This is a genomic window from Sporosarcina sp. P13 (genome assembly GCF_002743055.1).
In the GTDB taxonomy this organism is placed as follows: Bacteria; Bacillota; Bacilli; order Bacillales_A; family Planococcaceae; genus Sporosarcina.
Genome location: NZ_PDYM01000047.1, coordinates 1 through 22,291, shown reverse-complemented (window position 1 = coordinate 22,291; position 22,291 = coordinate 1). Strand labels below are relative to the sequence as shown.

General features: G+C 43.3%; 18 protein-coding genes. 14 read left to right on the top strand and 4 right to left on the bottom strand.

Going from position 1 to position 22,291, the window contains the following annotated elements:
* The first annotated feature begins 179 nt into the window (after positions 1-179).
* The 8 genes from CSV79_RS15225 (at position 180) to CSV79_RS15195 (ending at position 11,958) form a co-directional block, all read left to right on the top strand.
* The gene (locus tag CSV79_RS15225) at positions 180-362 is read left to right on the top strand and encodes a hypothetical protein (RefSeq protein ID WP_099689901.1); all 183 of its coding nucleotides are present in this window, start codon (positions 180-182) and stop codon (positions 360-362) included.
* 15 nt (positions 363-377) lie between these two features.
* A complete protein-coding gene (gene addB / locus CSV79_RS15220; protein WP_099689900.1) occupies positions 378-3,869 on the top strand; it encodes a helicase-exonuclease AddAB subunit AddB in 3,492 nt (1,163 codons plus the stop codon).
* Complete coding sequence (gene addA / locus CSV79_RS15215; protein WP_099689899.1) at positions 3,853-7,560, top strand: helicase-exonuclease AddAB subunit AddA; 3,708 nt, start codon at positions 3,853-3,855, stop codon at positions 7,558-7,560. The genes addB and addA overlap by 17 nt, the downstream gene beginning before the upstream one ends.
* A complete protein-coding gene (locus CSV79_RS15210) occupies positions 7,557-8,744 on the top strand; it encodes a DUF418 domain-containing protein (RefSeq protein WP_099689898.1) in 1,188 nt (395 codons plus the stop codon). Before addA ends, CSV79_RS15210 begins: the two co-directional genes overlap by 4 nt.
* Before the next feature lie 55 nt (positions 8,745-8,799).
* Positions 8,800-9,696: a fumarylacetoacetate hydrolase family protein gene (locus CSV79_RS15205; RefSeq protein ID WP_099689897.1), complete on the top strand. Its 897-nt coding sequence runs from the start codon at positions 8,800-8,802 to the stop codon at positions 9,694-9,696.
* A 100-nt stretch (positions 9,697-9,796) separates the two neighbouring features.
* On the top strand, positions 9,797-10,171 hold the full coding sequence (locus CSV79_RS15200) for a YisL family protein (RefSeq protein WP_099689896.1): 375 nt from the start codon (positions 9,797-9,799) through the stop codon (positions 10,169-10,171).
* Between the two features lie 24 nt (positions 10,172-10,195).
* A complete protein-coding gene (locus tag CSV79_RS17340) occupies positions 10,196-10,324 on the top strand; it encodes a hypothetical protein (RefSeq protein ID WP_255407458.1) in 129 nt (42 codons plus the stop codon).
* 191 nt (positions 10,325-10,515) lie between these two features.
* Positions 10,516-11,958, top strand: coding sequence for an alpha-amylase family glycosyl hydrolase (locus CSV79_RS15195; RefSeq protein ID WP_099689895.1), 1,443 nt, complete (start codon positions 10,516-10,518; stop codon positions 11,956-11,958).
* A 52-nt stretch (positions 11,959-12,010) separates the two neighbouring features.
* Here CSV79_RS15195 and CSV79_RS15190 read toward each other — a convergent pair whose 3' ends face one another.
* Both CSV79_RS15190 and CSV79_RS15185 read right to left on the bottom strand, forming a co-directional pair.
* Entirely contained in the window at positions 12,011-12,862 is an 852-nt protein-coding gene (locus CSV79_RS15190) for a DegV family protein (RefSeq protein ID WP_099689894.1), read from the bottom strand.
* Positions 12,863-12,874: 12 nt separating this feature from the next.
* Positions 12,875-13,699, bottom strand: coding sequence for a Cof-type HAD-IIB family hydrolase (locus CSV79_RS15185; RefSeq protein ID WP_099689893.1), 825 nt, complete (start codon positions 13,697-13,699; stop codon positions 12,875-12,877).
* A gap of 177 nt (positions 13,700-13,876) precedes the next feature.
* On the opposite strand from CSV79_RS15185, the gene CSV79_RS15180 reads away from it, so the two are divergent.
* Together CSV79_RS15180 and CSV79_RS15175 are read left to right on the top strand one after the other, a co-directional pair.
* On the top strand, positions 13,877-14,653 hold the full coding sequence (locus tag CSV79_RS15180; RefSeq protein WP_099689892.1) for a prolyl oligopeptidase family serine peptidase: 777 nt from the start codon (positions 13,877-13,879) through the stop codon (positions 14,651-14,653).
* A 46-nt stretch (positions 14,654-14,699) separates the two neighbouring features.
* The gene (locus CSV79_RS15175; protein ID WP_099689891.1) at positions 14,700-15,011 is read left to right on the top strand and encodes a metal-sulfur cluster assembly factor; all 312 of its coding nucleotides are present in this window, start codon (positions 14,700-14,702) and stop codon (positions 15,009-15,011) included.
* A gap of 170 nt (positions 15,012-15,181) precedes the next feature.
* Here the strand turns inward: CSV79_RS15175 and CSV79_RS15170 are convergent, their stop codons facing one another.
* Positions 15,182-15,568 (bottom strand): hypothetical protein, encoded by a 387-nt coding sequence (locus CSV79_RS15170; protein ID WP_143560592.1) that lies wholly within the window; start codon positions 15,566-15,568, stop codon positions 15,182-15,184.
* A gap of 199 nt (positions 15,569-15,767) precedes the next feature.
* On the opposite strand from CSV79_RS15170, the gene rraA reads away from it, so the two are divergent.
* Together rraA and CSV79_RS15160 are read left to right on the top strand one after the other, a co-directional pair.
* Entirely contained in the window at positions 15,768-16,247 is a 480-nt protein-coding gene (gene rraA, locus CSV79_RS15165; RefSeq protein WP_099689889.1) for a ribonuclease E activity regulator RraA, read from the top strand.
* 348 nt (positions 16,248-16,595) lie between these two features.
* Complete coding sequence (locus CSV79_RS15160; protein WP_099689888.1) at positions 16,596-18,752, top strand: ATP-dependent Clp protease ATP-binding subunit; 2,157 nt, start codon at positions 16,596-16,598, stop codon at positions 18,750-18,752.
* A gap of 47 nt (positions 18,753-18,799) precedes the next feature.
* On the opposite strand, the gene CSV79_RS15155 is transcribed toward CSV79_RS15160, so the two are convergent.
* On the bottom strand, positions 18,800-18,982 hold the full coding sequence (locus CSV79_RS15155; RefSeq protein WP_099689887.1) for a YjzD family protein: 183 nt from the start codon (positions 18,980-18,982) through the stop codon (positions 18,800-18,802).
* Between the two features lie 178 nt (positions 18,983-19,160).
* Here CSV79_RS15155 and CSV79_RS15150 point away from each other — a divergent pair, with 178 nt between their 5' ends.
* Both CSV79_RS15150 and fabF read left to right on the top strand, forming a co-directional pair.
* Entirely contained in the window at positions 19,161-20,093 is a 933-nt protein-coding gene (locus CSV79_RS15150; RefSeq protein ID WP_099689886.1) for a beta-ketoacyl-ACP synthase III, read from the top strand.
* A 52-nt stretch (positions 20,094-20,145) separates the two neighbouring features.
* A complete protein-coding gene (gene fabF / locus CSV79_RS15145) occupies positions 20,146-21,381 on the top strand; it encodes a beta-ketoacyl-ACP synthase II (RefSeq protein ID WP_099689885.1) in 1,236 nt (411 codons plus the stop codon).
* Positions 21,382-22,291: the final 910 nt, after the last annotated feature.

Here is a 22,291-nt window from a genome sequence, read left to right as displayed (position 1 = left end):
CTGGCTTATTGCGGGAGCCATCCGCCAGCGCCGAAGTGGGTACAGTGATGATTACTTAACAAAATTCAGAAGCGGATCAAAGTGTCTAGAAATTACTGAATTCCTTACTAACTTCAACGTACTATGCCACTTACTTCCACTCACAAAACGAAGGCGCCTTACAAGCGGTAGGCGGAGCAATGAGACAGATAGGCGGTCTTCCTGTCTGGCTCATTGCGGGAGCCATCCGCCAGCGCCGCAGTGAGTACAGTGATGATTACTTAACAAAATTCAGAAGCGGATTAAAGTGTCTAGAACTTATCTATGATTTAAATCCAGAACTACTAGCCCAAATAAATTTACTAGGTATATTACAGGTTTGAAAGGAGGAGAAGGAGATGACGTTGCGTTTAGTTACGGGTCGTTCTGGAACGGGGAAGACGACTTTTATTGAGCGGGAAATTGCGGAGGAGCTGAAGGTGCGGCCGATGGGGGCTCCGATTATCGTCATCGTGCCCGATCAGTTGTCTTATTCGATGGAGTATAGTCTGTCCGTGAAGTTTGGCTTGACGGGCATGATTCGTGCACAAGTGTTGACGTTTAAGCGACTAGCTTGGCGCGTGCTACAGGAAGTAGGGGGCATTACGCGCGAAGAGGTAGATAGCTTTGGTTACCGCATGCTTGTCCGTAGTGTGCTAGAAGAAAATAAAGATTCGTTTAAACTGTTCCGCCAAGCTGCGTCAAAACACGGATTCGCTGAGCAGATTAGTGACATTATGAAAGAGTTCAGCAAATATTGTATAGACCAGCAGTCGTTCGCTCAGTTAACGACTATACTTGAAGATAAACAAGCGCCACGGATTTTGCGGGATAAGGCGCATGATTTAGAGCTGTTGCTTGCGAAGATTGAAGAAAAACTCGGTACGACGTATATGGATAGTGAAGGACAGTTGAATGTGTTAGCTGAGCAAATAGAGCACGCAGAGTGGCTGAAAGAAGCTTCCGTCTACATAGATGGTTTCGGAGATTTTACGACGCAAGAATATACCATTATTACGCAATTGATGAAATACACGAAGCGTGTGACGGTTGTGTTGCCGATGGAAGATCAGATTCAAAGTGGCGAACATGAATTATTTTATACAGCGGAACAACAATACGTAACCCTTCAACAAATCGCACACAATGAATCGGTTGCTAGTGAAGAACGAGTTCATTTAACGGAGATGCAACGATTTGCAAATGAAGAATTAATTCATTTAGAAGCGCAGTTTGATCGCTATCCGCCACAAGCGAGAAAGGCGGATGGTCATATCCAAATAATCGAAGCGACTAATCGTCGGGCAGAAGTCCATGCGGTGGCGCGTTCGATTCGAAAGATGATACGCGAAGGTAAACGGTATCGCGGGATGGCAGTGCTCTATCGACAACCTGACGTTTATGACGAATTGATCCGGACGACGTTTTCGCAATATGATATTCCGGTTTTTATCAGTCAGAAGAAACCGATGCTACATCACCCATTAATCGAATTTGCACGTTCATTACTTGAAGCGGTTCGGACGGATTGGTCGTATGAGGCAGTGTTCCGTGCGGTCAAGACCGATTTGTTTTTCCCTGCTAATGAAGATAAGCGGGTGTGGCGGGAGCGAGCGGATCGTCTAGAGAATTTTGTTCTTGCGAAAGGAATTCACGGCAGAAATCGTTGGTTGGATGAAGAGCGCTGGAAGGTAAGTAGGTACCGTGGCTTAGAGATGATTCGTACCGTTCAAACCGATGAAGAGCTGGCAACACAGGCAGAGTTTGCGGAAACACGTGATTTGATACGTGAACCGATTAACCAGTTGCAAGAGAAGTTGAAAGAGGCTGAAACTGGACGGGATGTGGCGGAAGCGTTGTTCTTTGCGATGGAGTCGCTACACATCTATGACAAAATGGTCAAGTTACAACAAGATGAGCAACTAGAAAATCGATTGCAAGCAGCGGCTGAACATGAACAAGCATGGAATAGTTGGATTAATGTACTTGATCAGTTCGTGCTAATGTTCGGTGACAAGAAGCTACCCGTCACGGAAACGATTAAAATTTTGGATGAAGGTTTCGATACACTGGAGTTCAAATTGATTCCACCTTCTCTTGATCAAGTAACGGTGACGACAGTCGAGCTATTTAATTCGATGGATGTTGAGGCTGTGTTCGTCCTTGGTGCCAATGAAGGTGTCTTACCGCTACGTAATGATCGGGAAGGTCTATTGTCTGACGGAGATCGTGAACTATTCAGTGAACTAGGCATCACACTCGCGCCAACTTCTAAAATGCAGTTGATGCGAGAATCCTATATGGCGTACCGTGCGTTTACAGGGGCTAGCGAGCGCTTGACAGTGAGTTACCCAATTGCGGATGAAGAAGGAAAAGCACTCATTCCCTCCCTTTATATACCGAGACTACAGCAAATTTCATCAGGCATTCCGCTAGAGTTGGCGGTTATTGAACCAACGGAATTGCCAGATGCAGAAGATAAAATGGCATATATTGAGCATCCGGAAGTAGCGTTATCCTACGCTGTACGCGTCATGCGCCAAGCGAATTCACATGATGAAATTGTGCCGGAATGGCAGGCGGTTCTTGCGTACTACAAAGAAGATCCGCTGTGGTCGTCCATTATTCAGTCCATTGTGCAGCCCGCGTTGAAACGTCAGAAAACAGAGATGCTTGATTCGGAACTGACGACTGGGTTATACGGTTCTTCATTCACGACGAGTGTGTCGCGAATTGAATCGTATTATAGTTGTCCATTCCAACACTTTACGACGTATGGGCTTGGACTACAAGAGCGCTTCGAATTCCAATTGGAAGCGCCAGATATCGGGGATTTATTCCACGCCGCGCTGAAATGGGTATCCGATGAAGTGATGCGTCAAGGTTTGTCTTGGGCAGAACTAACGATAGAACAATGCTGGCAACTTGGGCGAGAAGCCATTGATGCGTTGACGCCGAAGTTCTTCCACCGAATTTTATTGTCGAGTCAGCGTTATGCGTATATCCAGCGTAAGTTGATGCAAATTATTCAGCGGACGATTCGTGCATTGCAGTCACAAGCACGCAATTCACGTTTCACGCCAATTGCGATTGAAGCGGGCTTTGGTCCAAATGAAGAGATTGCACCGCTTGAAATTCATTTGAAGAATGGTCAACAGATGCATATTAGGGGACGCATTGACCGAGTTGATACGATGAAGAAAGATGATCAGACGTTTTTACGTGTTGTTGATTATAAATCGTCTGCACGTGCACTTGATCTAACGGAAGTGTATTATGGTCTGTCGTTGCAGATGTTGACGTATTTAGACGTTGCGCTTGAACATGCGAAAGATTGGCTTGGTGTCTATGCAGATCCAGCGGGCGTATTGTACATGTATGTTCATAATCCGATGTTGCGTTTGACGAAGGAATTGTCAAAAGACGCAGTGGAAAAAGAGTTGCTGAAGTCGTATAAAATGCAAGGCTATATTGTCGAGGATGCAGAAGTCGCGCTTGGTATGGATGAACAGCTGGAAAGCGAATCATTGATTATACCGGCACGTTTGAAAAAAGATGGTACGTTTTATTCGACTTCGAAAGTGGTGCCGCCGGAAGATTTGAATATGATGCGTTCATTCGTACGGAAACGGCATCAGCAGGCAGGGGACGGCATGTTGTCTGGGGATACGCGGGTCTATCCATATCGTTTGAAAGAGCATATGCCATGTACGTTTTGTTCGTACCAATCGATTTGCCAGTTCGACCAGACCGACGCAACACAGCCTACTCGAAACTACGCGGCGTTGAAGCCAGGAGAATCATTAGAAAAGATGCGGAAGGAGATAGATCCAGATGCGAATTCCCGATAAGCCGGCGCATGAGACGTTTACGGATGAACAATGGCGAGCGATTCATGCGTCAGGTAAAGATATTCTTGTCTCTGCCGCGGCAGGTTCAGGTAAAACGAAGGTCCTTATTACACGGATGATAGAAAAAGTATTGAATACAGAACATCCGATAGATGTTGATCAGCTCCTTGTCGTGACCTTTACGAATGCGGCGGCGGCAGAAATGCGTCATCGGATGGCGAGTGCGCTGGAAGAAGCGATTGTTAATGATCCTTCTTCTGTTCATTTACGCAGACAACTCAACTTGCTGAATAAAGCGCAAATCTCATCATTGCACTCGTTTTGTTTACAGGTTGTACGGCAGTATTCGTATGTTTTAGATGTAGATCCAGGATTCCGAATTGCGGATCCAACAGAAGCGGCTATTTTACGCGATGATACGATCGCTTTAGTACTAGAAGATAGTTATAGCCAAGAGGATCCTGAAGCGATCTATCGTCTAAGTGATAGTTTTACGGCTGACCGTAATGACCAGGCGATTGAGACGCTGATTGATAAGCTTTATGACTATTCGCGTGTTCATCCTAATCCTGCGAAATGGTTAAAGCTCATTCCCGAGCAGTATGAAATTGGGGAGGATGCGACGATTGACGGTCTATCATTCATTGAACCTTTGAAGTTAGCGATTCGTCATACGTTGGAGGAAGCGAAAACAGTTGCGTTAGATTTACAGCGCATAGCGGAAATGAATGAAGGCCCTTTGCCACTTTTAGATACAGCAAAAGCTGATGTGGCTTGGATTGACGGAGCATTAGCGCATGTCGTTGATGGTCGTTGGGAAGATGCGTATGCTTATTTTGCTACATTGAAATGGGTCAAGGCAGGAACGATTAAGAAAGATACGTGCGATGAAGAATTGGCCAAACGTGGCAAGGCAATGCGTGATTCAGTTAAAAAGATTATTAATACGCTGAAAGAAACGTATTTTACGCGTACACCCGCGAGGTTGCTTGAAGAGATACGCTTGATGGCTCCATTGATGCATACGTTGGTCGGATTAGTCGAGGACTTCGCTGCGCGTTATCAAGCGTTGAAGGAAGAGAGAGGTCTCGTTGACTTCTCGGATTTGGAGCATTATGCGCTACAAATTTTATCGCAAGAACAAGATGGCGAGATGGTACCTTCAGATATCGCAAGAGATTATCAAAGTCGTTTTGCGGAAGTACTTGTGGACGAATACCAAGACACGAATTTCCTGCAGGAAGCCATTTTACAATTGATCAAACAAGGCGATGAAGCAGATGGCAATTTGTTCATGGTCGGTGATGTCAAGCAGTCGATCTATCGTTTCCGTCTAGCTGAACCGGGGCTGTTTTTAGGGAAGTATGATCGTTTTACAGAAGATGTGCAGGAGCAAGGGTTGAAAATCGACTTGAATGCCAATTTCCGTAGCCGTAAAGAAGTGCTCGACGCAACGAACTATATTTTTAGACAGATTATGGGAACGCGTGTCGGAGAAATTGAATACGATGAAGCGGCAGCATTGAAGTATGGGGCGCAATATCCTAAAAAAGACGTATCGGCAGGCTTGACTGTACTGTATGAGAATGAAGAAGACCTAGAGTTTTCGAAAGAGCAAGAAGCGCAGCAAGAGTTGAAGAAGTCGCAAGCGGAAGCACGTTTCATCGCGCAGAAGATTAAGCAGTGGCAAGCAGATCAGCAACAAGTTTCGGATGCGTTTAGTGGCAAACAACGTCCATTGGAGTATAGGGATATAGTGATTCTAATGCGTTCCATGACGTGGTCGAGTGAAATCGCAGATGAACTAAAAGCGGCGGGTATTCCCGTTTATGTAGAGTTGTCTTCTGGGTACTTTGATGCGATTGAAGTAATGATTATGCTTAATACTTTGCGCGTCATCGACAATCCATATCAAGATATTCCGCTCGTATCCGTACTACGTGCACCATTTGTTGGGATGACAGAAAATGAACTGGCTCAAATTCGCTTAGTCAATCGGAATGTTTCATTTTACGAAGCGCTCCAAACGTTTGTACAAACAGGCGGTGCGGGTATTCATTCGACGACTCAAGAAAAATTACAACGCTTTTTAATACGTTTAGAAGATTGGCGCAATATGGCAAGACATGGCTCGCTCTCTGAACTAATTTGGCAAGTATATTCAGATACGTATTATTATGAAATGGTTGGAATTTTGCCGAACGGTAAGCAACGCCAAGCGAATTTACGTGCACTTCATGACCGCGCGATGGCTTATGAGAAGACTTCTTTCCGTGGATTATTCCGTTTCCTCCGCTTTATCGATCGTATGCAAAAGCGCGGAGATGATCTTGGCGAAGCGCGTTTCATGAGTGAAAAGGAAAATGTCGTGCGCATTATGACGATTCACTCGTCTAAAGGGTTGGAATTTCCTTATGTATTTCTAGCGGGTATGGGGCGGCCATTTAATAAAATGGACTTCCATAATCCGTATTTATTTGATCAGCACTTTGGATTGGCGGTTAAAGCAATTGATCCGGATAAGCGCATCACATTCACGTCATTGCCGTTTTTAGCAGTGAAAGAGAAGAAGGAGCTAGAAATGCGTGCAGAGGAAATGCGTGTGCTCTACGTAGCGATGACGCGTGCTAAGGAGCACCTGGAGTTAATAGCTTCCGTCAAAGACATAGAAAAGACGATGACGCAGTGGCAAGAAGCGCAACTGCTAGATGAAACAGCCCCCTTACCGGAATATAAACGTTCGCGAGCAACCGGTTATTTGGATTGGATTGGTCCTGCGATAGCACGTCATCTCGATTTTGGAAAGTTCGGCAAAGCCGCTGGAGGAGAATTAATGGATGATCCATCGTCTTGGGAAGTGAATGCGTACCCGTTTTCTGCATTCCAAAGCTCCGATACTATGGATGTATATGACTGGATTCCGCTCGACAGCGAAACGGTTGAAGCCGATCCAGAATTAGTTAAAGCGGTTCGTGGTCGCTTTCAAACACGCTATCCATATGCTCATGCGGTACAAATGTCTTCTAAGCAGTCGGTTAGTGAGTTGAAGCGATTGGCCCTACTAGAGCTAGAACGTGGAGACGCGGATCCTTTTGAAGAGTATAAACCTAATATCGCTAGTAGACCGTCATTCCTTCATGACCGCCCTTCATTTTTACAGCAACGTTCATTGACAAGGGCGGAGATTGGAACTGCGATGCATACGGTAATGCAACATCTTGATTTGAAGCAGTCGCTAACTACTGCACAGGCTAAAGAATTTGTAGAACGATTGGTGTCTCGTGAGTTGTTGACGAAAGAGGAAGCAACTGCGATTGATACTGATGCAATTGTGATGTTCTACGCAACAGATTTAGGCAAGCGTATGCAACAAGCCGCTGAAGTGTTGCGTGAAATGCCGTTCACGTACGCGCTACCTGCGGAACAAGGGGAATTTCAGCTACTGCAAGGTATTGCAGACTGTCTATTCCATGAAGATGGAGAATGGGTGCTTGTCGATTATAAAACAGATAGTGTCCGTGGATTCACTTCGGACGTGGCGGTTGCTAAGGAGATGCAAACGCGTTACGGTACGCAGTTGAATCTATATAAACTGGTACTAGAATCAATTCTTTCGATTGACATCAAAGAGATGCTCCTATATTTATTTGATGGGGCAAAAACTATTAAATTACAGGAGGAAAAAGTTTGAAGTTAACTCCTACACCTCTTACAGAACGGGTTGAAGGACTCGATTTTTTAAGAGGTATTGCATTGCTTGGAATTTTTATTGCAAATATGCTGCATTTTCATTCGCCTTACGCGTATATGGATCCGTATTCGTGGTTCTCAGCGCCCGGTGAACAGGCGACATTTAGATGGATCGATATATTTATCGAAGCAAGTTTTTATCCATTATTTGCGATGTTGTTTGGTTATGGGATGAATATGCAGTACGAGAAGTCGCTAAAGAATCAGACGTTATTTGCACCTTTTATGGCACGACGTCTTGGCTTGTTAATGGTATTTGGACTTATTCATGCATTGCTCATTTGGTCAGGTGATATTTTGTTCACATATGCGTTGATGGGATTTGTCATGATCGCGGTTGTACGAATACCTAAGAAGTGGCTGTTATCGCTTGCATTAGTGCTTTATCTCGTACCGACGTTGTTGGTGTATATTGTGTTAACAATTAGCCGCAATATGAAACCGAACGCTGCATTGGATGGCTTTGTGGATATTCAACGAATTGAGTTGGCGATTTCTGCTTATGCTAAAGGGACGTTCGGAGAGATTTTCGCATTTCGAGCGAGCGAATTTATGTTGTTCCAGTTGATTGGTTCCATCACAGCTGTCGTGATTATTTTGCCTTTACTGATGCTCGGTGCGGCGTTTTCTAAATGGAAAATTATCGAGAAGATGTTTGCGATGAAGTGGAAGTTAGGTGCTGTGATGGTATTCTTCATCACGTCAGGTGTGATTTTGAAAAGTATGCCCTATTGGGATGCACCAAAATTTGAAAATATCTTTCTTGTACAATCGCTGTTTGGTGGCCCCGTACTTGCGATTGGTTATGCAGCGCTCTTCATGTTGCTCTGGCAGATACCATTTTTGAAAATCATCACGAAGCCGTTTGCGACCATTGGACGGATGGCGTTTACGACGTATATTATGCAGTCCATTATCGCAACGATGATATTTTATTCATATGGAGCGGGACTCTATGGTAAGGTAGATATAGAGACAGGCACGATGCTTGCAGTTGGAGTTTTTGCGATTCAACTGATCTTTGCACAAGCATGGCTGTCCAAATTCCGTATGGGGCCGCTGGAATTTATTTGGCGTAAGTTGTCCTATAGAAAGAATTTTATGAATAAAGAGGAAAAAATGTAGTTTTTGTCGTAACATAGGAGTATGTGAATACACATGGGAAGGGTTGGGCAATCAAATGAAACTATTGTCATTCCGTTACGAAGGGCAGACTTTATTCGGACCAAAAGTAAAACGTGAGGAAGCAGTGTGGAACGTGTTAGCTATGGCTGAAGCACAAGAACAAGCTGACTTTCCTAAAACAATGATTGAGGCGGTATCATTGGGTCTAGATTTCGTTGAATTAGTTCGTAAATTAGTGGAGAAAACAGAAGCATCAGGAGATGTAGAGCATTATAAACATGCATTTACTGAAATCGAATGGCTTTCTCCGATCCCACGCACGCCTAAAAACGTGTTGTGTGTTGGTAAGAACTATGCAGATCACGCAGAAGAATTGGGCTCAAAAGCACCAGAAAAACTGATGCTATTTACAAAATCACCTACAGCGATTGCAGGAGATGAGCAGACGCTTCCAATCCATGCGGACGTAACTGATTCTTTGGATTACGAAGGGGAATTGGCTGTCGTTATTAGTAAGACAGGAAAAAATATTCCGAAACAACTAGCATATGACTATGTGTTTGGCTATACGATTGCTAACGACATTACTGCACGTAATGTACAGACTGAACATAAACAGTTTTTCTTAGGTAAAAGCTTAGACGGTTCTTGTCCAATGGGTCCTTACGTCGTAACAAAAGATGAAATTCCAAATCCACAAAACTTGTCACTCGTTACGAAAGTGAACGATGACGTTCGTCAAAATGGCAATACATCTGCTATGTTGTTCAAAATTGATGAATTAATCGCAGAAATCTCTAAATATGTCACGCTTGAAGCAGGAGATGTCCTATTGACGGGTACTCCAGCGGGTGTGGGCAAAGGTATGACACCGCCAGCGTATTTGAAAAAAGGCGATACGGTAAAAGTATCTATTGAAGGAATTGGAACATTAGTTAACCGATTCGAATAAGTTTGCCCTGGATTTACTAGACTATAAGCAATTGAATAGTAGTCGATGGATAGCTATGGTAAAATATCAATCGACTATAGATTAAAATGAGGTGGCAACAATGGGTTTTTTAACGGATACGACTCATATGCATATTTTTACATGGGTAGTGGCAATCGTAGTATTTTTAGTTTCTGCTAGTATGGCTAAAGGAACAAAGGGCAAAAAGATTACACATATGATTTTGCGTTTGTTCTATATTTTGATCATCATCTCAGGAGCAGCGTTATTCTTTGTGCATATGTCTCTTGACTCTATGCTGTACGGAATTAAATTCGTTCTAGGTCTTTTAACGATCGGATTTATGGAAATGGTGCTAGTTCGTGGGAATAAAGGGAAGAACACAGGGTTTATGTGGATTCTATTTGTAGTGTTCTTGCTGGCAACGTTATTTGTCGGTTTCAAATTACCACTTGGCTTTAACTTTTTCGCGTAATATATGACAACTGGAGGCTTGCAAATGGAATCACAAACTGGATGGATATTTCTACTAGTTATCCTTTTATTGATGGCGATGTTTGCGGTCTCTGTTAAAGTAAGTGCGCGTAAACAGCGAGATCCAAAGTTCTTTTTGGAAGATGATAAATGAATCATAGCATTAAGCAGGGGAGGAATTCGTATAATTCTTCCCCTGCTTTTTTATGTGCTTTGTTATTCATGGGTTTTCACAAGATTGCCGTATTTACGACTAGCAAAAGTTGTTTTAGTAAGAAAGAATGGCACACCGTTCAGCCGTTTGATAAACTAATAAAAGAGTTTGCATTAGGAGGATTTACTATAGTGAAACGAATTACCGGACTACTGGCGGCTTGTATGCTCGCCCTATTTATAGCACAACCAATCACGTATGCCGCTGAAACTACATTCAGTGATGAGAGTATTTATGATTTACTTGTTGACCGTTTCAATAATGGTTTAGGATCAAATGATTATGATGTTAACGCGAAAGATCCTAGCGTTTTTAATGGTGGGGATTTTGCAGGCATCAGCAACAGATTGCAACACATTTTGGATATGCAATTTACGATGATTTCCGTAGGACCGGTTTTTAAGACCGCATCTTATGACGGAAAACAAGTATTGGATTATTCGAAGATCGAACCGCATTTTGGTACAACAGAAGAATTCAGTGAATTGATTGCTGAACTGCATGCCAATAAGCTAAAGGTTATGGCAGACTTTCCATTAGGTGGAGTTAGCGCAGATCACGTCTGGGCAAAACAATTGCCAACAATCCCTGCTGATCAAGGAACGATTGATTGGGATGTAAGTAAGACAGAAACGCAGGATCAACTAATTGCTGCAGCTGTCCAATTTGTAAGTGACTATTCAGTGGACGGTATTCGTTTGACGAAGCTTGATCGAGCGGACACGGAGTTTTTGGATAAGATGATCACTGCACTTAAGGATGCGAAGGAAGGCTTATACGTTATTACGAATCAGCCAAGTAATGCCGCATTCGACAGCATGCCAGCGGAAGACCGTAGTCAAGCTATACAAGACGCGTTCGTTCAAGTGGATCCGGATTCCTCTGCGCTAAATACGTTTTCAAACGATGATGCGGGGAAATTACTACAGTTAGATGATTTGACAGGACCACGCTTCACTTACAAGATGGTCGAGTTACGTCAGTTCCCACCAACACGTTGGAAAATAGCAACCACAGCACAATTCATGCTTCCTGGTGTTCCATTGACACCTTATGCAACAGAGATTGCAGTAAACGGTAAAGAAGCACCGGAATCCCATCCGTTCTTCAACTTTAAGACAGATATGGAATTGCATGACTGGATTGGCGATCTTAATACGCTTCGAAATGGCTCAGAAACATTACGAACGGGCGATTTTACTATGTTGCATAACGATGATGGATTTATCGTCTTTGAACGTTCTTCTGAAAAAGAGAAGTGGATCATAGCGATTAATAACACATCTGAATTGAAAAGCTTCCAAATAGATCCTGCTCAAATCGGTGAGAAAAAAAAGCTTCGTGGCGTGCTAGCGCAGGACTTGATCAAGCAAACGAAAGACAATGAATACCATATTGTAGTTGAACGAGAACTTGCAGAGATTTATCTAGTGGAAGATGATGAAGGATTCAATACGCCATATTTAATCGCATCTTTGTTAGTCGTTATAATATTCTTATTGTTCGTATTTACGGTTATACGTAAAGGGAAACAAAACCGTAATAATGATGTAGTAAACAGTTCAAAAGACTAGAAGTAAACATAGGTAAAGCCAGATTGCAAACAGGCAATCTGGCTTTTTTACTTTATTCTATTTTGTTCAAGAAAAACAATGCAAGTGTACCAGGTCCAGCATGGGAGCCGATGACAGAGCCGATTTGGTGGATTTCGATTGCTTTTGGTTGGATGACCTCTTCGATCATCGCTTTGAACTCCTTGGCAGACGTCAAGTCGTCTCCGTGGCTAATGGCGATTGTTTGTTGTTCTAGGTTGCTTCCGCGTTCTTCTAGCATTTCGATCATGCGACGCAATACTTTCTTACGGCCGCGATGCTTTTCGATTGGTACGAGCTTGCCATCTGCTACGTGAAGTAAAGGTTTAATACTGAGAAGACCGCCGATAAACGCACTCGCTTTAGAAACGCGTCCGCCTTTTGCTAAGTAGTCTAGATCCTCTACGGTAAATAAATGTTCCATATGTGTTGCCATGGATCGAATTTGCTGTTCGATTTCCTGCACGCTACACCCTTCATTGCGTAGTCGCACGGCTTCTTTGACGAGTAAACCGTAGCCGAGTGAAGCACATTTTGAGTCTATAATGACGAGATTTAAAGAAGTCTGTTGTTCTTTTACTTGTTCGCTCGTCATGACAGCTGTTTGGTATGTACCTGAAAGCTGTGAGGAGAAGGCGATGTAGATGCCTTCTTCACCGGACGTAGCGAGATCATACCAAGTGTTCAACATGTTGTCAGGTGAGGCTTGTGAAGTTTTTGGTTGCTGTCCTCGACGTATGGCATCAAATACTTCTGAGGAATTGATTTCTAGGATATCTTCATATTCTTTGTCGTTTAGTAGTACGCTCAACGGAAATAGTTCTACTTCGTTTTCTTCAAAGAAAGATAATGGTAGGTCACACGCGCTATCAGCAAAAATTTTCATATAGTTTCCCCCTTACGTGACATGTAGTTTGTTTAAAGAAAGTCTGTCTTCTAAAATGAGTGAAATACCGTCTTCATTGTTAGTAGATGTAATTTCATTTGCGATTGATTTCAATCCGTCGATGGCGTTACCCATTGCAACGCCGACTCCCGCATATTCTATCATTTCTAGATCATTGTCTTCGTCGCCAAATGCGATGATGCGGTCTTTTGGAACGTTTAACCAATTAGATACTGCATGAATACCGACGGCTTTGTTAAGACCGTGGCGGACGATTTCTACAATATTAAATGGCGCCCCCCAACGTCTATGATCTATGACTTCTGCATGGATGTCTTGAAGATGTTGGCGTATCGGATCAACGGTTAGTGGATTGGCTTGGATAAGTAAGCTTGTTGGGTCTGTTTTCAATGAATTTCGGATATCGCCCGCCGTTATGAGGGGATTACCGAAGTTCAGGATATCCAAGAATCGTTCGTCATGGTATTGTGCGTAGACATCATCCATCACTTCTGCAATGATATTTTCTACGGAGAAGTTCTGCATCGCTTCGACGACCTCATTGACGACAGGTAATGCAATAGGTTCGTGAATGGTTTGCCAAGAGCGGTCTTTTGGATGGTGAACAAATGCACCATTAAAGTTAACGATCGGTGTAGTCAATCCTAGTTGGCGATAATAAATTTCGCTTGCTCTATAAGGACGACCAGTGGCAATCATCACGTGATGACCTTGTGACGCAGCAATTCTCAGAGTCTCTTCTGTTTTAGGTGAAATCACTTTTTCATCTGTTAATAACGTACCATCTAAGTCCAAAACGATTAAATGTCGTTTCAACGAATCCTCTCCTACCAGTATAAGTATTATAAAATTGGTCTATTATGTCTTCATAGTTTATCCCTTATGGATCAAGTAAGTCAAAAAAACGAACGATAAGTTGTTATTTTTGTTTTCTATAAAAGATGTTGTTATCCTAAAATAATAGTATAGGATTGTCAGAAATGGGGAATTGGAATGATTATACGCACAGAACGGTGGAAAAATATCCCTGTACTTCATATTGTTGAGGAGTTGAAGGAGCAAGAGCATGTTCCGGTCGTGATGTTTTTTCATGGCTTCACTAGCGCCAAAGAACATAACTTGCACTATGCCTATAATTTAGCGAGGCGAGGAATGCGTGTCATTTTACCAGAAGCGATGTTGCATGGAGAACGTTCAGAATCGATGGATAAATTCCAGTTGTCGTTGCATTTTTGGGAAATTGTCTTAACTTCTATTCAAGAGGCTGGCATGCTTTATGAAGAGTTGCGGGAAAGAAATCTAGTAGATGAACAGACGAAAATTGGTATGGGCGGTACATCAATGGGCGGTATCACGACATTTGGGTGTTTGGCAAGTTATGACTGGATTGATTCAGCTTCGGTCATGATGGGTTCACCGGCATTCGTGCGTCTCGCTACAGGGCAAATTGCGTATGCAGAACGCGGAGGCCGTGAACTACCTGTCACACCAGCTGAACGCCAGAAACTCTTTGATGCACTTGAACGAGTCGATCTATCGAAAAATCCAAGCAGACTTAATCAGCGTCCACTATTCATGTGGCATGGTGAACAAGATACGGTCGTACCTTTCGAGTTCACGAAAGAATTTTACGTAGATATTCAGCAACAGTACAATGGATGTCCAGAGCGTCTTCGGTGGGTGTCTGAAGAAGAAGCGGGGCATGCTGTTTCACGTTCTGGAATGCTAACTGCAGTCGATTGGCTTGCACAGCATTTGATTGCAAGGTAGTATGTTGGTAAGATAGAAGAACCACATACTAGGGAGGAGCATTCTGATGAGCGCAGAAGAAATTAAAGATTATTTGTTTGGCGCGTTAGAAAACGTCATTGACCCAGAGTTAGGAATTGATATTGTCAATTTAGGGTTAGTTTATAACGCTGAGCTACTTGATGAAGGGGTAGCAAAAATTACGATGACATTGACTTCCATGGGTTGTCCAATGGGGCCACAAATCGTAGCGAATATTAAGCAGGAGTTAATGGAACTTCCTGAAGTAAAAGATACAGAGGTAAATATCGTCTGGAGCCCACCATGGTCTCGCGATAATATGTCACGCTATGCGAAGATGGCACTTGGCGTACGATAAGAAAGTTAAACCATACTGCGTGCAGTATGGCTCAGACTGTAGGCAAACACCAGAAATATTGGAGTTTACCTACAGTCTTTTTATTTTTAGACTTAGAGAACCTATTAAGTTGGTTTCTGTTGCAATCTGACACGGCTTCAGCAACTTTCGCAGCCCAGAGCCGCACGAATCTATCTCATGACCGCGCAATTCCATCCCGGAACCGCGCGAACCGATCCTGCAACCGCGCGAACCGATCCTGCAACCGCGCAATTCCATCCCGTAACCGCGCGAATCGATCCTGCAACCGCGCAATTCCATCCCGGAACCGCGCGAACCGATCCCGGAACCGCGCAAATCGATCCTGCAACCGCGCAATTCCATCCCGGAACCGAGCGAATCGATCTCTTAACCGCGCAATTCCATCCCGGAACCGCGCGAATCGATCTCTTAACCGCGCAATTCCATCCCACAACCGCGCGAATCGATCCCGCAACCGCGCAATTCCATCCCGGAACCGCGCGAATCGATCCTGCAACCGCGCAATTCCATCCCACAACCGCGCAATTCCATCCCACAACCAAGCTATCCTATAAGAATTGTAAAAGACTTGGAAATCACTTTGATTACCAAGTCTTTTGTCGACACTTAGAAACCTTACTGCGTGCAGTATAGTTTTTCATGTAATCTTTCAGTTCGATAAAAAAAGGAATTGCAAAAAAATGTCGAATAGTAACCATGTAGCGTCAAATAGAATGTACTAGGGGGAAAAGGGAAATGTCAGTAAAAACAGCAGATTTGTGTGATGATTTCATCAATGAATTACAAGTATGTACGGTGGAGTTTCAGTCGTACGGGAAACATAAACGATTCTCGGGCCCAATTTCTACGGTAAAAGTCTTCGAGGATAATGTCTTGGTGAAAGAAGCACTTCAGACAATTCCAGAAGGTAATGTATTAGTTGTAGACGGTGGCGGTTCAAAACGCTGTGCATTGATGGGGGACATGCTCGGTGAAATCGCGCAAGATCGTAAACTAGCAGGTGTGATTATTTACGGTTGCGCACGTGATACAGCAGATCTGGGCACACAAGAAATTGGTGTCATGGCAATTGGAAGCATGCCAGTGAAAAGTATCAAACGTGGCGAAGGTCAACGTGATGAAGTATTGCACTTCGGTAACGTTGAATGGACGCCTGGCCATTATGTCTATGCAGATGAAGACGGGGTCGTAGTCGCACCAAGAAAATTAGTATAACTAGTTACTACTTATAGATAAATGAATGGTTGAGTGGAAGGCTACCGCTTCGCTGCGTTCCAGGCGGACGCGTTTACTTGCCTCAAAGTAGTACGGCATTTGCGTACATAAGTGTAGCTTTGGAAGCACATCTTTGCATTAAGCCTTGAACCAATTTTAAAGTAACTCACGACTAACCAAATTGTCTTTCTACCACTTGCAACGCTTGTATTATACAAGCGTTTTTTTTTTTGAACAGATCGCTGAAATAATAGATTTTGATCCTGAGCAAAACAATTTACTTCTGTCAAAAAACATACTATAATTAAATTAATCAAAGATAGTCAAAGTCAAACAAATGAAAGGTGGATGTTTATGAGAATGGATAGCACACAAGAAGATCAACGCACACCGCTTGAGCAATTCGGTCGTAATCTTATAGATGAAGTGAAAAATGGTAAAATGGATCCGGTCATTGGCCGGGATGAAGAAATACGAAACGTTATTCGAATTTTATCTAGAAAAACAAAAAACAATCCCGTGTTAATTGGGGAGCCGGGTGTTGGTAAAACAGCGATTGTGGAAGGATTAGCCCAACGTATCGTAAAAGGAGACGTACCCGAAGGATTGAAAGACCGTCAAATTTTCGAACTAGATATGAGCGCATTGATTGCAGGTGCAAAGTATCGTGGGGAGTTTGAGGAACGTTTGAAAGGTGTTTTGAAACAAGTTAAAGACAGTGCAGGAGAAATTATTTTATTCATTGATGAAATCCATACTATTGTCGGTGCTGGTAAAACGGAAGGCGCGATGGATGCGGGAAATATGTTGAAGCCGATGCTTGCAAGAGGTGAATTATACTGTATCGGTGCAACTACGCTTGATGAGTACCGGATGTATATCGAGAAAGATCCAGCACTTGAGCGTCGTTTCCAACAAGTGTTGGTGCGAGAACCTTCTGTTGAAGATACGGTTTCTATTTTGCGTGGGTTGAAAGAACGTTTTGAATTACATCACGGTGTACGAATTCACGACCGTGCGTTAGTTGCAGCAGCGACATTATCTGATCGTTATTTAACAGAGCGTTTCATGCCCGACAAGGCGATTGATTTGATTGACGAGGCGAGTGCGATGATTCGTACGGAGATCGATTCGATGCCGTCAGAATTAGATGCTGTGACTCGTCGTATTATGCAGTTGGAAATTGAAGAACAAGCCTTACGTAAAGAAAAAGATTCTATGAGCCAATCTCGTTTAGTAACTTTGCGTGAAGAGTTGCAGCAACTGAAAGATTCGTCAAAAGATATGCGTGAGCAGTGGAATACAGAAAAAGAAGCGTTAAAAATTGTTCAAAGCAAGCGTGAAGAACTTGATCGCTACCGTAGAGAGCTTGAAGAAGCACAAGGTCGCTTTGACTTAAATAAAGCCGCTGAATTACAGTATGGCAAAATTCCAACGTTGGAAAAAGAATTAAAAGCACTTGAAAGTCCAATGGAAGGTAATCAGGAACTTCGTTTATTGCGTGAAGAAGTGACAGAGGAAGAAATAGCATCCATCGTTGCACGTTGGACAGGCATTCCAGTTACGAAGCTTGTTGAAGGTGAGCGTGAGAAATTACTGCGCTTGCATGAAACATTGAAAGAGCGTGTCATTGGACAGGATAATGCAGTGCAACTTGTAACAGAAGCCGTATGGCGTGCGCGTGCAGGTATCCAAGATCCGAATAAACCGATTGGATCATTTCTGTTTTTAGGACCGACCGGAGTAGGTAAAACAGAATTAGCGAAGACATTGGCAGCTACATTATTTGATTCGGAAGATCATTTTGTTCGAATTGATATGTCGGAGTATATGGAGAAACATAGTGTCTCTCGTCTTGTCGGAGCACCTCCAGGATATATTGGTTATGAAGAAGGCGGTCAATTAACAGAAGCCGTTCGTCGTAATCCATATGCAGTCATCTTGTTGGATGAAATCGAGAAGGCACACCCCGATGTGGCGAATATTTTACTTCAAATCTTGGATGATGGACGGATTACGGATAGCCAAGGTCGTTTAGTGAACTTTACGAATACGGTAGTCATCATGACATCGAATATCGGTTCTGCATATTTGCTAGATAATAATTTGGAAGATGATGAACATGCGAAGGAAGACTTAATCATGGCTGCTTTACGTGGACACTTCAAGCCTGAGCTATTGAACCGGATGGATGATATTATCATTTTCCATTCATTAACTGTCGATTCATTCAAATCGATTACTCGTAAAATGTTAGGAGATTTGGAAAAACGTTTAGAACAACAGGATGTTTCGTTAGCATTTGATGAGGACGTTGTCGATTGGATTGTAAAGGAAGGTGCAGATGCTGATTTCGGAGCACGACCATTGAAACGCTTTATCCAGCGATATGTAGAGACGAAGGTTGCAAAAGAAGTGATTAAGGGTGGATTGCAAGAACGTGAGCAAATACACGTAACGATGGAAGATGGGCAATTAGTTGTCCAGATTGTAAAATCCGCATAAATAAAAAGCGTACGAACTGATAAGCAGTTCGTACGCTTTTTTGGATGTCAAACGTCTGCTGGAGACTCATCTGGAATAACTGCTGTGATAATCAGTACAAATACAGCCAAAACGATAGAGACGGTAACGCCCGCCATAAAGTCAAATTGAGTGCCACCGATTGAACCAGCAACGTAGTTTAACATCGCTACTAATAGGAAAGACCAAACAAATGTCATAATATAGTGCATGATTTTCACCTCGAATATTCTATTTCAAACTATATCATATCATAGCCCATACGAACGATGAAATGATAATATACAGAACTTTTGACGAAAAAGTGTCCTCTTATTGAAAAAAACGCGATTTTCTTTTATAATTAACACCAGGTACTAATAATAGATGACAAGGAACGGGGTAGATGAAATGAGAGCAGGGCTTCTAGGGATTGGCAAGTATGTCCCACCAACAATTGTTACAAATGCGGATTTAGAGAAAAGAATAGACACGTCTGATGAATGGATCCGTACACGTACAGGGATTCAAGAGCGTAGAATTGCTGACGAAACTATAGATACATCAGATATGGCATATGAAGCGGCTAAAGATGCTCTCGAAGCAGCGGATATCCAACCAGATCAACTAGGCCTCATTCTAGTTGCGACGGTAACACCGGATTATACATTCCCTTCTGTTGCGACGATGGTACAAGAACGTTTAGGTGCAAAAAATGCAGCGGCGATGGATATATCGGCAGCATGCGCAGGGTTTATTTATGGTATTGTAACGGCAAAGCAGTTTGTCGAATCTGGTGCATATGATTATGTCTTGGTGATAGGTGTGGAAAAGCTATCAAAAATAGTCGATTGGGAAGATCGCAACACTGCGGTATTATTCGGCGATGGCGCAGGCGCTACAGTTGTAGGGAAAGTAAGTGAAGGAAGAGGAATACTTTCATTCGAACTAGGTGCAGATGGTGCAGGTGGTAAACATCTTTGCCGTAAAGAGTTTATCGAGATGAATGGTCGTGAAGTATTTAAGTTTGCAGTTCGTCAGATGGGAGAAACGGCGGTTTCTGTAGCAGAAAAAGCTGGCTTGACGAAAGACGATGTAGATTATCTAGTTCCTCACCAAGCAAATATCCGCATTATGGAAGCTTCACGTGAGCGATTAGGTTTACCAATTGAAAAGATGTCAAGTACGGTTCATAAATACGGCAACACATCTGCAGCATCTATTCCAATTTCATTGACAGATGATTTGGCAGAAGGACTTGTCAAAGACGATGACATTATAGTTTTAGTAGGATTCGGTGGCGGCTTGACATGGGGCGGCTTATGTATAAAATGGGGTAAGTAAACAAACAATCGACCGACCGAATAAAAGTTAATAATAGAAGGGGAGTTTAGCTTTGGAAAAACGACGTGTAGTGGTAACGGGAATCGGTGGAGTATCACCAGTAGGTAATACAGCTGAAGAATCTTGGAAAGCAGTCATTGAAGGGAAATCCGGAATTGACATCATGACAAGATTAGATCATGATAAATTTCCTGTACGTGCGATGGCAGAGGTTAAAGATTTCGATATCGAACAATTTGTTTCACGTAAAGATGCCCGTAAAATGGATCGTTTCACGCATTATGCGGTTGCGTCCGCATTAATGGCGATGAAAGATGCGGATCTTGTTTTAGACGAAGAACTGGCACCACGCACAGGTGTATGGATCGGTTCTGGTATTGGTGGAATGGAATCACATGAAGCACAATTCTTAACGTTCCAAGAAAAAGGCTATAGACGAGTGAGCCCATTCTTCGTTCCTATGATGATTCCGGATATGGCTGCAGGACAAGTATCCATTATCACGGGAGCAAAAGGAATTAACTCTTGTTCAGTAACTGCATGTGCTTCTGGTACAAACTCAATAGGTGATGCATTTGAAGTTATTCTTCGTGGGGATGCAGACATCATGATCACAGGCGGAACAGAGGCACCTATTACATCACTTGCTGTAGCTGGTTTCATCGCGAGTACTGCGCTGTCACTAAATGGAGATCCTGAAAAAGCTTCTCGTCCATTCGATAAGAACCGCGATGGTTTCGTAATGGGTGAAGGAGCTGGAATTCTAATTTTAGAAGAGTATGAGCATGCGGTGAAACGTGGAGCGAAAATCTATGCTGAGCTCGTAGGTTATGGTTCTACTGGTGATGCACATCATATTACTGCACCTGCACCAGGTGGAGAAGGTGGCGCTCGCGCGATGCGTCAAGCGCTTGCTAAAGCAGGAGTTGAGCCGACACAAGTTGGTTATATTAACGCACATGGTACAAGTACGCCGTATAATGATTTGTTTGAAACGATCGCGGCTAAAACAGTGTTCGGTGATCATGCGTATAAATTGGCAATGAGTTCGACAAAGTCCATGACGGGTCATTTACTCGGTGCGGCTGGCGGAATTGAAGCGATTTTCACTGTCAAGGCGTTGCAGGAAGGTATTCTTCCTCCGACAACGAATTTTGAAACGCCAGATCCTGAATGTGATTTGGATTATGTGGTGAACGAAGCGCGTAGGTCGGATATTACGTATGCGATGAGTAACTCTTTAGGCTTCGGCGGTCATAATGCTTCGTTAGTGTTTAAGAAGATATAAAGTGTGTAAAATAGAGCTGTGCAAGAAGTTAAGTTATAACTTTCTGCTACAGCTCTTTTTTGGCGTTGCTCGACTTTTTTAGGATACTGAAGTTAGTGCAGGTCGGCTTTCTATCATCGCTGCGGCACGTGGGGGATTGCCTCCCAGAAAGAGCCAGCTAGCGAAAGTTCACGCTAGTTGTCTCCTGGCTTCGGCTGACCCCGCAGTTGTGCCTACGCTTTTGAGTACAATGTAGATTGGATGGGTTTCTGTACTTTGGAAAACCAGTTTGTGTTGGGGCGTTACTCGACTCTTTTTCGATACTGAAGTAAGTAAAGGTCGGTTTCCTATCATCGCTGCGGCACGTGGGGGATTGCCTCCCACAAAGAGCCAGCTAGCAAAGGACGCTAGCCGTCTCTTTGTTTCGGCCGACCCCGCAGTTGTGCCTTCGCTTTTTTGAGTACAAGGTAGCTTTAGTAGGCTTTGGTACATAGAAAACTCACTTTTAGACTTTAAAGTACTGTGCCACTTACTTCCACTCATAAAACGCAGGCGCCTTACAAGCGGTAGGCGGAGCGATAAGACAGAGAGGCGCACTTCCTTTCTGGCTTATTGCGGGAGCCATCCGCCAGCGCCGAAGTGGGTACAATGACAAATTACTTCCCTTTATATAGAAGCGGATTGAAGTGTCTAGAACTTACTGAATCCCTAACTAACATCAAAGAGCTATGCCGCTCACTTTCCCATACCAAACGAAGGCGCCTTACAAGCGGTAGGCGGAGCGATGAGACAGAGAGTTGCTCTTCCTTTCTGGCTCATTGCGGGAGCCATCCGCCAGCGCCGAAGTGGGTACAATGACAAATTACTTCCCTTTATATAGAAGCGGATTGAAGTGTCTAGAACTTACTGAATCCCTAACTAACATCAAAGA